This is a genomic window from Pseudomonas sp. R19M, from assembly GCF_050312585.1.
GTDB lineage: Bacteria > Pseudomonadota > Gammaproteobacteria > Pseudomonadales > Pseudomonadaceae > Aquipseudomonas > Aquipseudomonas palleroniana.
The window spans coordinates 11763-29120 of record NZ_JBNPJV010000072.1; the positions used below are offsets into that span (position 1 = coordinate 11763).

The window sequence follows — 17358 nt, forward strand, 5'->3', positions numbered from 1 at the left end:
CATTGCTTTTAAAGGTGTCGACAATATGCTGGATCAACTGGAAAGCCCAGTGATGGCGCAAGACGATTCCCAGACCATGTCCGAGAACGTCTTCCGGCGTATCCAGGCCGCCATCGTCAAGGGTGAGATCGCCCCCGGCAGCAAGATCTCCGAACCGGAACTGGCGCGCACCTATGGCATCAGTCGTGGCCCGCTGCGTGAAGCGATCCACCGTCTGGAAGGCCAGCGCCTGCTGGTGCGTGTGCCGCATGTCGGCGCCCGGGTGGTGTCCCTGAGCCATGCCGAGCTGATCGAACTCTATGAAATCCGCGAGTCCCTCGAAGGCATGGCCTGTCGCCTGGCCGCCGAGCGCATGACCGACGCCGAAATCGAGGAGTTGCGCCAGGTACTGCACACCCATGAACGCGACGAAGCCTTCCAGGCCGGCCTCGGTTATTACCAGCAGGAAGGCGACTTCGACTTTCATTACCGGATCATCCAGGGCGCCGGCAACCGCACCCTGACCCAAATGCTCTGCGGCGAGCTGTACCAGTTGGTGCGCATGTACCGCATCCAGTTCTCCGCGACGCCCAATCGTCCACGCCAGGCTTTTGCCGAGCATCACCGCATTCTTGACGCGATCGCCGATCGTGACGGTGAACTGGCGGAGTTGTTGATGCGCCGTCATATCGGTGCCTCCAAACGCAACATCGCCCGTCACTTTCCAGACACTACCCCCTAACGAGGTGAGTCATGAGTTCCACTAACAACAGCACTCCAGGCCAGCGTTTCCGTGACGCGGTCGCCAGCGAACAGCCTTTGCAGGTGGTCGGCGCGATCAACGCCAACCACGCCCTGCTGGCCAAGCGCGCCGGCTTCAAGGCGATCTACCTGTCGGGTGGCGGGGTGGCTGCAGGTTCCCTGGGCGTACCGGACCTGGGGATTACCGGCCTGGATGACGTGCTGACCGACGTGCGCCGCATCACCGATGTGTGCGACTTGCCGCTGCTGGTGGACGTGGACACCGGTTTCGGTTCCTCGGCGTTCAACGTGGCGCGTACCGTCAAGTCGATGATCAAGTTCGGCGCGGCGGCCATCCATATCGAAGACCAGGTGGGCGCCAAGCGCTGCGGCCATCGTCCGAACAAAGAAATCGTGTCCCAGCAGGAAATGGTCGACCGCATCAAGGCCGCCGTGGACGCGCGCACCGACGACAGCTTCGTGATCATGGCGCGCACCGACGCGCTGGCGGTGGAGGGGCTGGAGTCCGCCCTGGAGCGTGCCGCGGCCTGCATCGAGGCCGGTGCCGACATGGTGTTCCCGGAAGCCATCACTGAGCTGGAGATGTACAAGCTGTTCGCCTCCCGTGTGAAGGCCCCGATCCTGGCTAACATTACCGAGTTCGGCGCGACGCCGCTGTACACCACCGAACAGTTGAAATCTGCCGATGTTTCCATCGTGCTGTACCCGCTCTCGGCCTTCCGCGCCATGAACAAGGCCGCCGAGAACGTCTACACCGCGATCCGTCGCGACGGTACCCAACAGAACGTGATCGACACCATGCAAACCCGCATGGAGCTTTACGATCGCATCGACTACCACACCTTCGAGCAGAAGCTCGACGCGTTGTTTGCCGCGAAAAAGTAACGCGGCATGCCTCCCTAATAAATTCAAGATTGGAGAACGAACATGGCTGAAGCAAAAGTACTGAGTGGCGCCGGCCTGCGTGGCCAGGTCGCCGGGCAGACCGCACTGTCCACCGTGGGCCAGGCCGGTGCCGGCCTGACCTATCGCGGCTACGATGTGCGCGAACTGGCCGCCGAGGCACAGTTTGAAGAAGTCGCCTACCTGCTGCTGTACGGCGAGTTGCCGAGCAAAGCCGAATTGGCCGCCTACAGCGCCAAGTTGAGCAAGCTGCGTGACCTGCCGCAAGCCCTCAAGGAAGTGCTGGAGCGTATCCCCGCCGATGCCCATCCGATGGACGTGATGCGCACCGGTTGCTCGTTCCTGGGCAATATCGAGCCGGAGAAGGATTTCAGCGTGCAGCGCGACGTCACTGACCGCCTGCTCGCCGCTTTCCCGGCGATCATGTGCTACTGGTATCGCTTCAGCCACGACGGCCAACGCATCCATTGCGTGACAGATGAGCCGACCATCGGTGGTCACTTCCTGCACCTGCTGCACGGCAAGAAGCCCAGCGATCTGCACGTCAAAGTGATGAACGTGTCGCTGATCCTGTACGCAGAGCATGAATTCAACGCGTCGACCTTCACTGCCCGCGTATGTGCGTCGACCCTGTCCGACCTGTATTCCTGCGTCACGGCGGCCATCGGTTCGTTGCGCGGCCCGCTGCACGGGGGGGCCAACGAGGCGGCGATGGAAATGATCGAGCGTTTTTCGTCCGCGCAGGAGGCCGTCGAAGGCACCCTCGGCATGCTGGCGCGCAAGGACAAGATCATGGGCTTCGGCCACGCGATCTACAAAGACAGCGACCCGCGTAATGAAGTGATCAAGGGCTGGTCGAAAAAGCTGGCTGACGAAGTGGGCGACACCGTGTTGTTCCCGGTGTCCGAAGCCATCGACAAGACCATGTGGGAGCAGAAGAAGCTGTTTCCCAACGCCGACTTCTACCATGCCTCGGCCTACCACTTCATGGGGATCCCGACCAAGCTGTTCACCCCGATCTTCGTCTGCTCGCGCCTGACCGGCTGGGCCGCGCATGTGTTCGAGCAGCGTGCCAACAACCGCATCATCCGTCCAAGCGCCGAATACATAGGCGTCGAACAGCGCAAGTTCGTGCCAATCGAACGTCGCTGAATGGGAGATTGGCGGTCCTGAATGGGTAACCGGATCAAATGTGGGAGGGGGCTTGCTCCCGATAGCGGTCAGCTACAGATGTATCGACTGACAGTCCGCTTTCGCGAGCAAGCCCGCTCCCACATTTGGATCTCATTCCAATTCCGGATGCACGCCGGTTCTCCTTTTGTAGCCACCGTGACCGAGTCCTGACGATGAACACTGAATTTCGCAAACCGCTACCCGGCAGTCGCCTGGATTACTTCGACGCTCGTGCGGCAGTCGATGCAATCAAGCCTGGCGCCTACGCCACCTTGCCTTATACCTCCCGCGTACTCGCCGAGAACCTGGTGCGCCGCTGCGACCCGGCCACCCTCAACGCGTCCCTGGGCCAGTTGATCGAACGCCGGCGCGACCTCGATTTCCCCTGGTTCCCCGCGCGCGTGGTGTGCCACGACATCCTCGGCCAGACCGCCCTGGTCGATCTTGCCGGCCTGCGCGATGCCATCGCCCAGCAAGGCGGCGATCCGGCCCAGGTGAACCCGGTGGTGCCGACCCAACTGATCGTCGACCACTCCCTGGCCGTCGAAGCCGGTGGTTATGATCCGCAGGCATTCGAAAAAAACCGCACCATCGAAGACCGTCGCAACGAAGACCGTTTCCACTTTATCGAGTGGACCAAGAAGGCGTTCAAGAACGTCGATGTGATCCCGCCAGGCAACGGCATCATGCACCAGATCAACCTGGAGAAAATGTCTCCGGTGATCCAGGTGCGCGACGGCGTGGCGTTCCCGGACACTTGCGTCGGCACTGACAGTCATACGCCGCACGTCGACGCACTGGGCGTGATCGCCATCGGCGTCGGCGGCCTTGAAGCCGAAAGTGTGATGCTGGGCCGCGCCTCATGGATGCGCCTGCCGGAAAGCGTCGGCGTCGAACTGACCGGCAAGCTGCAACCGGGTATCACCGCCACCGACATGGTGCTGGCGCTGACCGAGTTTCTGCGTAAACAGAAGGTCGTGGGGGCGTGGCTGGAATTCTTCGGTGAAGGGGCTTCGGCGCTGACCCTGGGCGACCGTGCGACCATCTCCAACATGGCCCCGGAATACGGCGCCACGGCGGCGATGTTCTACATCGACCAACAGACCATCGCCTATCTGAAGCTCACCGGCCGCGAAGACGAACAAGTCACCCTGGTGGAGCAATACGCCCGCCACGCCGGCCTATGGGCCGATGACCTGAAGAGCGCGCAATACGAGCGTGGCCTGACCTTTGACCTGTCCAGCGTCGTGCGCAACATGGCGGGGCCGAGCAACCCGCATGCGCGCGTGGCGACCCGGGACCTGGCATCCAAAGGCATCAGCGGCGAGTGGGACGAGGTTCCCGGCCAAATGCCCGACGGCGCGGTGATCATTGCGGCCATTACCAGTTGCACCAACACCAGCAACCCGCGCAACGTGATCGCTGCCGGCCTGCTGGCGCGCAACGCCAACAAGCTGGGGCTGACGCGCAAACCCTGGGTCAAATCTTCGTTGGCGCCGGGTTCGAAAACCGTGGCCATGTACCTGGAAGAAGCCGGCCTGGGCCATGAACTGGAAAAGCTCGGCTTTGGCGTGGTGGCGTTTGCCTGCACCACCTGCAACGGCATGTCCGGCGCCCTTGACCCGGTGATCCAGCAGGAAATCATCGATCGCGACCTGTACGCCACGGCCGTGCTCTCGGGTAACCGCAACTTCGACGGACGTATTCACCCGTACGCCAAGCAAGCCTTCCTCGCCTCGCCGCCGTTGGTGGTGGCCTATGCGATTGCCGGCACCATCCGTTTCGATATCGAGAAGGACGTGCTGGGCCTGGATGCCACGGGCAAGGAAATCCGCCTGCAAGACATCTGGCCGAGCGACGAAGAGATCGACGCGGTCGTCAAGGCTTCGGTCAAGCCGGAGCAGTTCCGCCAGGTCTATATCCCGATGTTCGCCATCCACGAAGACACCGGGCCGAAAGTCGCGCCGCTGTACGACTGGCGCCCGCAAAGCACCTATATCCGTCGCCCGCCGTATTGGGAAGGCGCGCTGGCCGGTGCGCGGCCGCTCAAGGGTATGCGCCCGCTGGCGGTGCTGCCGGACAACATCACCACCGACCACCTGTCACCCTCCAATGCGATCATGCTCGACAGCGCCGCAGGCGAATACCTGGCGAAAATGGGCCTGCCGGAAGTCGACTTCAACTCTTACGCGACGCATCGCGGCGACCACCTGACCGCGCAGCGTGCCACCTTTGCCAACCCGAAACTGTTCAACGAAATGGTGGTTGAAAACGGCAAGGTCAAGCAGGGCTCCCTGGCGCGCATCGAGCCGGAAGGCAAAGTCACGCGGATGTGGGAGGCCATCGAAACCTACATGGAGCGCAAGCAACCGCTGATCATCATTGCCGGTGCCGACTACGGCCAGGGTTCCTCCCGCGACTGGGCGGCCAAGGGCGTGCGCCTGGCCGGTGTGGAAGCGATTGTTGCCGAGGGTTTCGAGCGCATCCACCGCACCAACCTGGTGGGCATGGGCGTGCTGCCGTTGGAGTTCCTGCCCGGCACCGACCGTCACACGTTGAACATCGATGGCAGCGAAACCTATGACGTGGTCGGTGCACGCACCCCGCGTGCGCAACTGACGCTGGTGATCCATCGCAAAAATGGCGAACGTGTCGAAGTGCCGGTGACTTGCCGCCTGGACACCGCCGAAGAAGTATCGATCTACGAGGCGGGCGGCGTGTTGCAGCGCTTCGCCCAGGACTTCCTGGAATCGGCGGCCACCGCCTGAAGAGGATAACCATGGCACACGCAGCGCAAATCAGGATCCCCGCCACTTACATGCGTGGCGGCACCAGCAAGGGGGTGTTTTTCAGCCTCAAGGACCTGCCCGAAGCGGCGCAGGTGCCGGGCGCCGCGCGCGACGCCTTGCTGCTACGGGTGATCGGCAGCCCCGACCCGTACGACAAACAGATTGATGGCATGGGCGGCGCCACATCGAGCACCAGCAAGACGGTCATCCTGTCGAAAAGTACCCGCGCCGATCACGACGTGGACTACCTGTTCGGCCAGGTCTCCATCGACAAACCCTTTGTCGACTGGAGCGGCAATTGCGGCAACCTGTCGGCGGCGGTGGGTTCGTTCGCCATCAGCGCCGGGCTGGTCGACCCGGCCCGCATACCGCACAACGGCGTGGCGGTGGTGCGGGTGTGGCAGGCCAATATCAGCAAGACCATCATCGCCCATGTGCCGATCACCGACGGCGCCGTGCAGGAGACCGGTGACTTTGAACTGGACGGCGTGACCTTCCCGGCTGCCGAAGTCCAGCTGGAGTTTATGGACCCGGCGGCGGAAGAAGAGGGCGGCGGCGGTTCGATGTTCCCCACCGGTAACCTCGTCGACGACCTGGAAGTGCCGGGTGTCGGCACCTTCAAGGCGACGTTGATCAATGCCGGTATCCCGACGATCTTCATCAACGCCGAAGACCTTGGCTATACCGGCACCGAGCTGCAAGGCGCGATCAACAGCGATCCGAAAGCCCTGGCAATGTTCGAGACCGTGCGGGCCTACGGCGCACTGCGCATGGGGCTGATCGAGAACCTGGAGCAGGCCGCTCAACGCCAGCACACGCCGAAGGTTGCGTTTGTGGCCAAGCCTGCGGATTACGTGTCATCCAGCGGCAAGGCGATCAAGGCTGCCGATGTAGACCTGCTGGTGCGCGCGCTGTCCATGGGCAAGTTGCATCACGCGATGATGGGCACGGCGGCGGTGGCGATTGGCACGGCGGCGGCGATTCCCGGCACCTTGGTCAACTTGGCGGCCGGCGGCGTGGCGCGCAATGCGGTGCGCTTCGGGCATCCGTCCGGCACGTTGCGCGTGGGCGCTGAGGCCAGCCAGGTAGAGGGTGAATGGGTCGTCAAGAAAGCCATCATGAGCCGCAGTGCACGGGTGTTGATGGAAGGCTACGTGCGCATACCCGGCGACGCCTTCTAAAGCCCGACATCAATCCAGTGTGGGAGGGGGCTTGCTCCCGATGACGGTGTGCCAGCCAATCCAAATTTCGCTGACCCACCGCTATCGGGAGCAAGCCCACTTCCACTTTTAAAATGGTGTTCTCGGTTTACATGCTGCCCTCGACATCCTCCAGGCTGAACGTCTCGGTGTGGTCGTCGTAGGAGAAAATCTCCGCATAGCGTCCCCACGCCACCACGGTTTCCAGGGTTTTTTCCACGAACGCTTCGGTCATCGAATCCTCCAGCTCTTGCTCGAAGCGCACCCGAGGGGCACGGTGCCCGCTGCGTTCAAGCAATACCTGATGAATGCGCGCGGCCAGCGGTACGTGCTGGATCAAATGTTCGGCGAACAGGGTCTTGCGTTCCTGGGTGCCGTAGTCGGCGAACAGCTTGCCGGCGTCGGTGAGGGTGATGTCGGCGCCCTTGAGTTCGGCAAAGCCCAGGTGTTCCAGCATCTCCGCGACCGGGAACAGGTCGTCGACTTCCAACAGGCCCCGTTCGGCCACGTTGGGCAGGCCGGCGTGGCCGTTGTAGGGCTCGGCGGCCAGGGTTTCGATCAGGCCGGCCATGAGGTTGGTGGACACTTCCGGCAGCAGGCTGCTCATCTTCAGTTCGGGCTTGCCGACGCTCGCATCGGCGCTGCGTCGGTCGGTCATCAGGGCATAGATGTCGTCGACCATTTGCCGGAAAGTCGGGTCCAGCCGGTTGCGCGGGTGCGCAAACGGCACCTTGATCTCGGCGACCACGCGCCCGGGGTTGGACGACAGCACCAGGATGCGGTCGCACATCAGCACCGCTTCCTCGATGTTGTGGGTCACGATCAGGATCGACTTGATCGGCAGTTGCTTGCCGCTCCACAAATCCAGCAAGTCGGTGCGCAGGGTTTCGGCGGTGAGTACATCGAGGGCCGAGAACGGTTCGTCCATCAGCAACAGGGTCGGGTTGACCACCAGGCCACGCGCAAAACCTACGCGCTGGCGCATACCGCCGGACAATTCACGGGGGTAAGCGTTTTCGAAACCGTCCAGGCCGATCAGGTCGATGGCGGCCAAGGCGCGCTTGCGGGCCTCCTTGCGCTCGACTTGCAGGGCTTGCAGGCCGGCTTCCACGTTTTCCAGAACGGTCAGCCAGGGAAACAGCGCAAACGTCTGGAACACCATGGCGACGCCTTCGGCCGGGCCGGTCAGCGGTTTGCCGTGGTATTTCACGTCCCCCGACGACGGTTGGATCAGGCCGGCAATAATGCGCAGCAGCGTCGATTTACCTGAGCCTGAGCGGCCGAGCATGCCCACGATCTCGCCTTCGTGCAGGCTCAGGTCTACGCCGCTGAGCACTTGCAGCTCTTCCTTGCCTTTGCCGAAGACCCGGTTCACGTTCTTCAGCGAGTAAATTTCTGGGGTGTCGGCAGTGTGTTCGGTATAGGTATTCATCACAGCGAATCCCATTAATTCAGACGAAGTTTGTTTTCGGCAATGGCGTACATCGGTCGCCAGACCGCGCGGTTGAACGCCACCACGAAGATCGACATCACCACCACGCCCAGGGCGATCTTGGGGAAGTCCCCGGCGGCTGTGGTTTGTGCGATATAGGCACCCAGCCCGTGGGCGACCACGTTGTCCTGGCCCCAGGACACGTACTCGGACACGATGCTGGCGTTCCAGGCACCGCCCGAGGCGGTAATCGCGCCGGTGACGTAGTACGGGAAAATCCCCGGCAGTATCACCTTGCGCCACCACAGCCAGCCGCGAATGCGGAAGTTGGCGGCGGCTTCCTTGAAGTCATTGGGGAAGGCGCTGGCGCCGGCAATCACGTTGAACAGGATGTACCACTGGGTGCCCAACACGATCAGCGGGCTCAGCCAGATGTCCGGGTTGAGATGGAAATGCAGGATCACGATGACGAACACCGGGAACAGCAGGTTCGCCGGAAACGCCGCAAGGAACTGTGCCAACGGCTGGATTTTCTCCGCCAGGCTCGGACGCAGGCCGATCATCACGCCCAGGGGCACCCAGATCAACGAGGCAATCAGGATCAGCCCGGCCACCCGCAGCAAGGTAATCAGGCCCAGCACCACCACGTGGCCGACTTCGGCGAGGGTCACTTCGGTGCCGACGTACTGCACGATGTGGTACAGCGCATACGCGGCCATCAGCGCGATCAGTGTGCCCCAGGCCCAGTCGATGAGCTTCGACGCGGCGGGCGTCTCGGTCGGCAATGCCTTGAATGCACTCCCCGCCAGGCTGAAACGCTTGTTGCCCAGGCGGCTGAAGGTACGGGTGATCGGGCGCAGTATGCGTTGCACGACGCGGGTGCGCTGGATCAGGTTCAGCACCCAGGATTGCGGCGAGCTGCCCTGGGAGGCGGTGGTTTCCATGCGGAATTTGTCGGCCCAGGCCACCAGCGGGCGGAACAGGAACTGGTCGTAGATCAGGATCACCGCGATCATCGCCAGGATCACATAACCCACGGCGTGCAGGTCTTTCTGGGCGATGGCCAGGGCCAGGTATGAACCTACGCCCGGCAGGGTGATGGTTTTGTCGCCGACGGTGATGGCTTCGGAAGCCACCACGAAAAACCAGCCGCCGGACATGCTCATCATCATGTTCCACACCAGCCCCGGCATGGCGAAAGGAACGTCGAGCTTCCAGAATTTCTGCCAGCCGGAGAGGCGCAGGCTGGTGGACACTTCCACCAGGTCATGGGGCAACATGCGCAGCGACTGATAGAAGCTGAACGTCATGTTCCAGGCCTGGCTGGTGAAGATCGCAAAGATGGCGGCGAACTCCGCGCCGAGCACGCGCCCGGGAAACAGCAACAGGAAGAACGTCACGGTAAACGAGATGTAACCGAGTACTGGCACCGATTGCAGAATATCGAGCACCGGCACCAGCAGTTTCTCGGCGCGCCGGCTTTTGGCGGCCAGGGTGCCGTACAGCAGGGTGAAAATCAGCGCGGCCACCATCGCCGCGAGCATGCGCAGTGTGGTGCGCATCGCGTATTCCGGCAGGTTGGCCGGGTCCAGGGAGATGACTTCGCTTTGCAGGGTTGCGATGGGAGCCCAGGTCTCCCGGGCGGTGATGGAGAAAAACAGCAGAAAACCGATCACCAACGGCAGGGCGACCAGGTCCCAGCGGTTGGGCAGCAGGCGCAGAGAGGACGCCGGAATGTAATGACGGAACACTTTGTTCATATGCAGTTGCTCATAGGCAGACGTTCCTGCAGCGTTCAGGTTCAGAAGGGCGTGGTGGGTTTGAGCTTAGCTTCTCTACAAGCACCCACGGAGAAGGCTGGGGGCTCTCTCTCCATGAGTCAGGACGGCGCACCTGGGGAAGATGCGCTGCTGGGGGAATTGTACGTTTCTGAATGTTACAAACGCGTAAATTTGCTGTCAGTTTCCTGTACGAACTATCAGTTGGGCGTTATTCAAACCGCAGGATGACCCGGCGGTTGTGCTTGCTCTTCTTCTCGATTTTCTCGCAGAACACCTTGCCGATTTCCTCGGTGTTGATCACATGGGTGCCGCCGCAGGGCTGGATGTCGATGCCGGCAATCTCGATGACCCGCACCGAACCCTGGATCACCGGAGGTGCCACCGCCTGGGTGCGGGTGATCTGCAGCAAGGTCGAGTATTCCGAGGCGGGCATCGACAGGGTTTTAACCGGGTGGGCTGCCTCGATCAGCGCGTTGAGGTCGCGGGTGAGGCTGTCTTTGTCGAGGGTCATTTCCGGCAGGTCGAAATCCAGGCGGCCTTTATCGGCGCTGATACTGCAGCCGGTCACGGGCGCATCGATGAGCGAGCACAACAGGTGCAGGCAGGTGTGCATCTTCATGTGCTGGTAGCGCCGTTCCCAATCGAGGCTGGCGTCTACCTGCACGCCGGCAGTCAATTGCTCGGGGCAGCGCTCCACCTGGTGCCAGATAATCGAGCGCAGTACCGGGTCACGCACGGTGCCCACCACGTCGACCCGCGTGCCGTCGGCCAGGGTGAGGTGCCCAGTGTCGCCCGGCTGCCCGCCGCCTGTGGGGTAGAACAGCGTGTGCTCCAGGGCGATGCCCTGTTCGCTGACGGCAATCACCCGCGCGCTGAAGGCGTTCTGGTAGGGCGCGCTGTCGAACAGCGCCAGGGTTTCCATGGTGTGTACGGACATGTTCATCCTCCAACGATCAATGGGCTGGCTTGCAACAGGTGACGCACCATTGCGCTCAAGCCAGGGGGGGAGAGCAGGGTGATTTCAAATTCCGACCCGCAGATTTTCAGGTTCAGCGGCAGGCGCGGCAGTTGTTCGCCGATGTCGGTGCGGCGCAGGCGAAATTGCAGGTGGTGGCGCTCTTTTACCGTGGGCTCCAGCATCACGCCCCGCAACGGATGAAAGTCGGCATCCAGCACCGTCACGTTGTGGCTGGCGTTGACTTCGCCGACCACGTGCAGGCGTTCATCCAGCGCGAAGGCGCCGAGATAGTGGGTGTGGTCCGTTTCAACATTTTTTTGCAGTTGCACCTGGTTGACCACCCTGACCCGGGTGCCTGCGGGAACGTCCTGGGTGATCACGCACGAAGGGCTGATGAACACGTTGTCGCCGATCAAGACATAGCCCAGCACCCGGGCGCCGGAGCCGACTTCGACGTTGTTGCCCAGGCGTGGGTGGCGTTTGCCATCCGGGTTGTTGGCGATACCCCGAGCGCCCAGCGTGACGCCGCAGAGGATGTAGCAGTCATTGCCGATCTCGCAGGTTTCGCCGATCACCGTGCCGTAGCCGTGGTCGAGCACAAAGCGCCGACCGATACGCGCCGCCGGATGAATCTCGGCACCGGAGAGGATCTTGCCCTGGTTGCTGAGCTTGAGGGCTATGCGCGAAAACACGCCGTTGGGGTTGTCGGGGAAGTGCCATACCAAATGCGCGAGCCGGTAGAACAGCACCGCCTTGAACGAGGCATAGGACTCCAGGATCAACTCGCCGCGCCCACGCGAAGCCGGGTCGCGATAGGCGTAGGCGATCAGGTCTTCGGCAACCGATTGGGCGGCATTCTGGATCAAGGGTGCCAGATGCGGTTCCAGTTGCTTCATCTGCGCAGGCGTCAGGGTCTTGATGAGATGGGTGAGCAACTCATCGTGCAACTGTTGCATGTCGATAAAGCCCCCCATGGAGGTCCCCCCGCATTCTGGTTGGTTGGGTAACCGGTTATTCGAAACTGGGCAGGTAGCTGTCAGCATTGTCGTAGACCATGGTCAACACCACCGTTTCGGGTGGTAATTCAGGAGCGAGTTGGGCGATGGCGACCATGTTGGCGGCCGACGACAAACCCAGGCTGATGGCATCGGTGCGCATGATGCGTTTGATCATGTCGACGCAGGCCTGGTGCGACACCTTGAGCATGCCGTCCAGTACCTCCAGGTTGAGAATGCTCGGGATCAGCCCGATCGACAGGCCCTGGATACCGTGCGGCGCGTGGCGGTCCTTGAGCAGGTCGCATTCTTCAGGTTCCACCCCCATGACACGGATATGCGGCCAGGCCGCCTTGAGGGTTTCGCCGATACCGGTGATATGGCCGCCGGTGCCGATGCCGCTGACGAAGTAATCCACGCGCTGTTCACCGAAGGCGCGGAGGATTTCCGGCGCGGTGGTGTCGCGGTGGGTTTGCGGGTTGGCGCCGTTGCGTTGCTGGTTGAGCATCACGTAGTTGGGGTTTTCCAACTGCAGCTCCATACATTTTTCGCCGTGGGAGTTGTTGCCCAGGCGGCTGTCCGACAGCACCACCTTGGCCCCGTACAAGCGCAGCAGCTTTTGCTTTTCGGGGCTGTAGTTGTCGGGGATCACCAGCACGACTTTGTAGCCCAGCACATTGCCGGCCATCACCAGGCCAATGCCGGTATTGCCGCCGCTGGGCTCGATGATGGTTTGCCCGGAGTCGCGGATCAGCACGCCCCGGCGTTCGGCGTCGAGGATCATGCCCAGGGCGATGCGCGCCTTGTGGCTGCCGCCCGGGTTGAGGGATTCGAGCTTGGCGTAGACCTCGATACCGAGGTCTTCGGAAAACTGCGCCAGGCGCACGATTGGCGTCTGGCCGATGACGTCGAGAATGGAGTTATGCAACATCAGTCGATCCCCGGATCAATACAACGGCATGTCGGGTTCGACGTCGCGCACCCAGTGTTTCATACCGCCCTGCAGGACCTTGGTATTGGCAAAACCTGCCGCCAGCAAGGTGCTTGCCGCTTGCTCGGCACGGGTGCCGGCGTAGCAGATCAGGTAGTGGGTGTTGTCGCGACTGAGGCTGTCGAGCTGCCCATCCAGTTCGGCCAGGGGGATGTGCACCACGCCCGGCAGTTTGCACACCTCCAGTTCACTGGCATCGCGCACATCCAGCAGGACGTCGGCGCTGCGGTGGTGGTCGAGCACTTGTTTGAGTACGCGTGGCTTGATGTAGCGTTCTTCGGCCAGGGAGGGGCGGCTCGGCATGGCGTCGGCGCAGACGGCCGGCGCGACGCTGTCGCTGTGGCGCAGGTCCGAACAGCAGGGGCAGTCGGCGCGACGTTTGAAGCGGATTTCGCTGAACTTCATCGCAAGCGCGTCGAAGCGCATCAAGCGGCCGGACAAAGGCTCACCGATACCGATCAGCAACTTGATCGCCTCGGTGGCCTGGATCATCCCCACCACCCCCGGCAATACGCCGATCACACCGCCGGCGCTGCAATTGGGCGCCAACTCCGCGGGAGGGGCCGAGGGAAACAGACAGCGGTAGCACGGCCCGCCTTGATAGTTGAGCACGCTGATTTGCCCGTCGAAACGGTAGATGGCGCCGTACACCAGGGGTTTGCCCAACTGCACGCAGGCATCGTTGACCAGGTAGCGCGTGTCGAAATTGTCGGTGCCGTCGATCACCAGGTCGTAGGCGCCCACCAACTCGAGGGCGTTGTCGGCATTCAGGGCGGTGTCGTGGGCGTTGATCCGGATGTGGCGATTGAGGTCCAGCAAGCGTTGCCGGGCGGACTCGACCTTGGGCATGCCCAGTGTGCTGTTGCCGTGGACGATCTGGCGTTGCAGGTTGCTGCTTTCCACCACATCGAAGTCGACCAGCCCCAGGGTGCCGACGCCGGCCGCCGCCAGGTACAGGCTGATGGGCGAGCCCAGGCCGCCGGTGCCGATGATCAGCACCTTGGCGTTTTTCAACTTCAGTTGGCCCTCGCGGCCGACGCCGGGCAGGGTGATGTGGCGCACGTAGCGCTGCACTTCCTCGTTGCTCAGGGCATCGATATCCATGCCGCCGGAGGTGGCCAACAGCACTTCGATCCTGGCCTGTTCCGGCAGGGGCTCATCGGCACCGATCAGTTCTTCTTCGGCGGTGAACAGGAAGTGCTCCTTGAGCTGGTTGTTTTTTTCATGAAACAGATGCGCGCGTAACTGCGGGTAGTGGCTGCAAAGGTTTTCAATGACTTCGCGCAATGTCGATCCGGCGCCCTCAAGGGTCGATTCCGGCAGCTTGGCCACGCGAACCAGAATGTCGGGGAAAGAGACAGCGTTCATGGACAACTCCGTGTGCAGGTCGTTGAAAGGGTTAAGGGCGAAATGCTTGCCATCCCAGGCAAACAGCTTTGATCCCAGGGCCTGGCCCTGGCGAACGTCCACCACCAGATAGCTGACGGGGTAGATCGGCTCGCCCAGGAACAGCGCCTTGTCCTGGTCTTCGTCACTGAAATAGGCGCCCACATCCGGGTGGGAGTGGTAGATCACCACCACCGGGTTATCACTGCGAAACGCCTTGTTCATCAGCAGGGTGTCGGCTACGGAAAAGGTGTAGCCGTTGGCCGCGCTGCGTGGGTACATCTCTGGGTTCTTGCGATGCAGCTCGTTCTGGATATTGCTGCCCAGGTACACACTGCCGTCGGCGAAGACAAAACCACAGCATTCTTCGGGGTAGCTGCGGCTGGCGTGGGCGTAGATCTGTTCCAGGGCGGTTGGGCGCAGGACGTCCATGTTTCTCTCGCGTGGCTGATGTTGAGGGGCCGGGGGGACGTTCAAGGTTTCTTGGCCAGGAGTTTTTCAATCGGCAACTTGGTGATTGCAAAGCCGGCCAGCAGGATGGCCGAGTACAGCATCAGGTCCCGGGAAATCGCCACGCCCTCGTACCACGCGCCGATGATCACCGCGAACACCGGAAAGATAATGAACACGAACGACAGGATGATCGGGCTCAAACGCTTGAGCAGCATGAAGTACACGATGAACCCGCCCACCGACGCGACCAGCCCCAGGTAGAACAGGGCTCCCCAGGAACGCAGGGTGATCTGGTCAAACGTGGGCGTCTCAAACCACAGGCCGGCGACGAACAACATCAGCCCGGCGATGCCGATGGGCAGGGTGTTGTAGGTGATCACGCTGATGGCACTGCCTTTTTGCTTGGTGATGACATAGCACAGCGCATGCATGATCGCCGCGCTCAGGATCGCCAGCACGCCGAGGAATTCAGCGTGGTCCAGGTGCAGGCCCTGGCTCTTGATGATCATGTACAGGCTGGCGAAGCCGATGCCGATACCGACCACCTGGGAGAAGTAGATGCGCTCGCGCAGGAACAGCCCCGAGAAAATCAGGATAAACACCGGCATGCAGCTGAACAGCAGGGCGGTGAGGCCGGACGAGACGTGCATCTCGCCGTAGTTGAGCAAGTAATAAGGAACGCTGAAATAGGACAGGGTCACAAACACGAAGAACCAGCGGCTCTCCCGGGGAAACAGGATCGGCTCGCGACGTACCAGCGCAAAGCACAGGAACAACGGGAAGGCGATCAGAAAGCGCAGGCCGGCGGAGGTCAGCGGTGGCACGCTCTCCACGGCGATCTTGATGCCCAGCCACGTGGTGCCCCAGCTCAGGCACACGATCAGGAACATCACACTGGTGATCAACCCGGCCAGCCACTGTTTTTGGGTTTTGATCTTGGCGGTGTTTTCGAGAACGGCGGACATTGGCATCGTTTATTGCTTCCCTGAGCCGGAATTGAACTCTATATTGAGCTTGTAATGAGTTGTAAAATTCGGCGATTGAACCCGTAAAAGCACACTATTAGGGCGAAAGATGGCTGTCAAAACAAATATTGACATGGTGTCAATTATGCGTGAGGGGTTGTCCAACGGGCAGGGCGTGAAGTACAAACGCCTGTCTGATGTCATGGAACGGGGCATCCTCGAAGGCTTGATTGAACCAGGAAGAAAACTGCCGCCCCATCGGGTGCTTTCCGACAACCTGGGTGTGACGATCGGCACCATCAGCCGGGCCTACGGCGAACTGGAACGCCTGGGGTTGGTTGTGGCGCGGGTCGGTGACGGCACTTTCGTGCGCAAGCGTGGGATGGAGCGCCAGCGCGATGAAGGTTTTCGCAACTTCAGCGAGGAGCCGCGCCAGTACTTCGACATGAGCCGCAACATGCACATCCCCGGGCAGGAGACGGTGTTCCTGGCCCAGAGCTTCCAAACCCTGTCGACCAACGCCAAGTTCCTCCAGGACATCAGTGCCTACACGCCGGACGCCGGCCTGCCACGCTATCGCGAGGCCGGCGCGCAATGGCTGGTGCAGCGCGATTTCCACCCGATTCCCGAGCAGGTCATTTGCGTCAATGGCGGCCAGCATGGCTTGCTGTGCTCGATGATGGCGCTGTTACGGGCCGGTGATACGGTGGTCACCGAACAGCTGACTTACCCGGGGCTCATTACCGCCGCGCGCATGCTGGGCATCCGCCTCATCGGCCTGGAAATGGACGAGGAGGGCGTGCTGCCGAGCGCGCTGGACGAAGTCTGTCGTAATCACCGCGTTTCGGCGCTGTACTGCACGCCGACCATCCAGAACCCCACCACTGCGGTGCTCTCGGTGGCGCGTCGAGAAGCGTTGGCCAAAGTGTGCCGTGAACACAATCTGCTGATTCTTGAAGATGAAGCCCACGGTGTGCTGGTGGAAGACCGGCCGCCGCCCCTCAGCTATTTCGCCCCTGAGCGTACGATTCTGATCAGCAGCCTGAGCAAGGCTGTGTCTGCCGGGTTGCGTGTAGGTTATGTGCATGCGCCGCCGGCCCTGGTCAGCCGTATCTCGGCGGCGCTGCGTTCTACCTGCTGGATGGCCACGCCGGTGACCCTGGAACTGGCCACCCAGTGGATTGAAAACGGCACGGCGGAATACCTGCTGCGCCAGCAGATCAATGAGATCAGCCGCCGCAAGGCGCTGGTGCAAGGTTTGTTGGCTGGCCTGCAATATCGCACCCACCCCAACAGCCCACACTTCTGGATCGAGGTGCCGGAGCCGTGGCGTGCATCGGAAATCGAAGCGGAGCTCAAGCAGAACAACTACCTGATCGCTACGGCCGAGGCATTTGCGGTGGGGCAAACCGCAGTGCCGCAGTTCATTCGGGCGAGCATCTGCAATACGTCAGGGGATGATCAGTTGTTGCGAGAGGGGTTTGACGCGTTGGCCACCGCATTGGGCCAGGGCGGCGGTCGTTTTCACCTGTAGGCATTAATTGTAGTGAGCGGGCTTGCCCCGCGCTGGGTGGCGGAGCCGCCCCAAAACC

General features: G+C 61.8%; 13 protein-coding genes. 6 read left to right on the forward strand and 7 right to left on the reverse strand.

What is annotated here, in order from left to right:
• The first annotated feature begins 25 nt into the window (after positions 1–25).
• From ACQRBT_RS15190 to prpF, 5 genes are all read left to right on the forward strand, one after another.
• Positions 26–721 (forward strand): GntR family transcriptional regulator, encoded by a 696-nt coding sequence (locus ACQRBT_RS15190; protein ID WP_060756240.1) that lies wholly within the window; start codon positions 26–28, stop codon positions 719–721.
• 11 nt (positions 722–732) lie between these two features.
• A complete protein-coding gene (gene prpB / locus ACQRBT_RS15195; RefSeq protein WP_060756239.1) occupies positions 733–1626 on the forward strand; it encodes a methylisocitrate lyase in 894 nt (297 codons plus the stop codon).
• A 42-nt stretch (positions 1627–1668) separates the two neighbouring features.
• Complete coding sequence (gene prpC / locus ACQRBT_RS15200; protein WP_060756238.1) at positions 1669–2796, forward strand: bifunctional 2-methylcitrate synthase/citrate synthase; 1128 nt, start codon at positions 1669–1671, stop codon at positions 2794–2796.
• Between the two features lie 194 nt (positions 2797–2990).
• Positions 2991–5585: a Fe/S-dependent 2-methylisocitrate dehydratase AcnD gene (acnD, locus tag ACQRBT_RS15205; protein ID WP_412047092.1), complete on the forward strand. Its 2595-nt coding sequence runs from the start codon at positions 2991–2993 to the stop codon at positions 5583–5585.
• 11 nt (positions 5586–5596) lie between these two features.
• A complete protein-coding gene (gene prpF, locus ACQRBT_RS15210; RefSeq protein WP_411985830.1) occupies positions 5597–6787 on the forward strand; it encodes a 2-methylaconitate cis-trans isomerase PrpF in 1191 nt (396 codons plus the stop codon).
• Positions 6788–6914: 127 nt separating this feature from the next.
• Here prpF and ACQRBT_RS15215 read toward each other — a convergent pair whose 3' ends face one another.
• The 7 genes from ACQRBT_RS15215 to ACQRBT_RS15245 form a co-directional block, all read right to left on the reverse strand.
• The gene (locus ACQRBT_RS15215) at positions 6915–8237 is read right to left on the reverse strand and encodes an AAA-associated domain-containing protein (protein WP_060756235.1); all 1323 of its coding nucleotides are present in this window, start codon (positions 8235–8237) and stop codon (positions 6915–6917) included.
• A 14-nt stretch (positions 8238–8251) separates the two neighbouring features.
• The gene (locus ACQRBT_RS15220; RefSeq protein WP_412047093.1) at positions 8252–9997 is read right to left on the reverse strand and encodes an ABC transporter permease; all 1746 of its coding nucleotides are present in this window, start codon (positions 9995–9997) and stop codon (positions 8252–8254) included.
• 229 nt (positions 9998–10226) lie between these two features.
• Positions 10227–10955 (reverse strand): alanyl-tRNA editing protein, encoded by a 729-nt coding sequence (locus ACQRBT_RS15225; protein WP_060756233.1) that lies wholly within the window; start codon positions 10953–10955, stop codon positions 10227–10229.
• A gap of 2 nt (positions 10956–10957) precedes the next feature.
• Positions 10958–11950 (reverse strand): serine O-acetyltransferase, encoded by a 993-nt coding sequence (locus ACQRBT_RS15230; RefSeq protein WP_090369277.1) that lies wholly within the window; start codon positions 11948–11950, stop codon positions 10958–10960.
• Positions 11951–11987: 37 nt separating this feature from the next.
• Complete coding sequence (locus ACQRBT_RS15235; protein WP_060756231.1) at positions 11988–12902, reverse strand: PLP-dependent cysteine synthase family protein; 915 nt, start codon at positions 12900–12902, stop codon at positions 11988–11990.
• Positions 12903–12917: 15 nt separating this feature from the next.
• On the reverse strand, positions 12918–14780 hold the full coding sequence (gene moeB / locus ACQRBT_RS15240) for a molybdopterin-synthase adenylyltransferase MoeB (protein WP_412047094.1): 1863 nt from the start codon (positions 14778–14780) through the stop codon (positions 12918–12920).
• 41 nt (positions 14781–14821) lie between these two features.
• Complete coding sequence (locus ACQRBT_RS15245) at positions 14822–15715, reverse strand: DMT family transporter (RefSeq protein WP_161549611.1); 894 nt, start codon at positions 15713–15715, stop codon at positions 14822–14824.
• Between the two features lie 160 nt (positions 15716–15875).
• Between ACQRBT_RS15245 and ACQRBT_RS15250 the strand changes: the two genes are divergently transcribed.
• Positions 15876–17300 (forward strand): PLP-dependent aminotransferase family protein, encoded by a 1425-nt coding sequence (locus ACQRBT_RS15250; RefSeq protein ID WP_060756228.1) that lies wholly within the window; start codon positions 15876–15878, stop codon positions 17298–17300.
• Positions 17301–17358 lie beyond the last annotated feature (58 nt).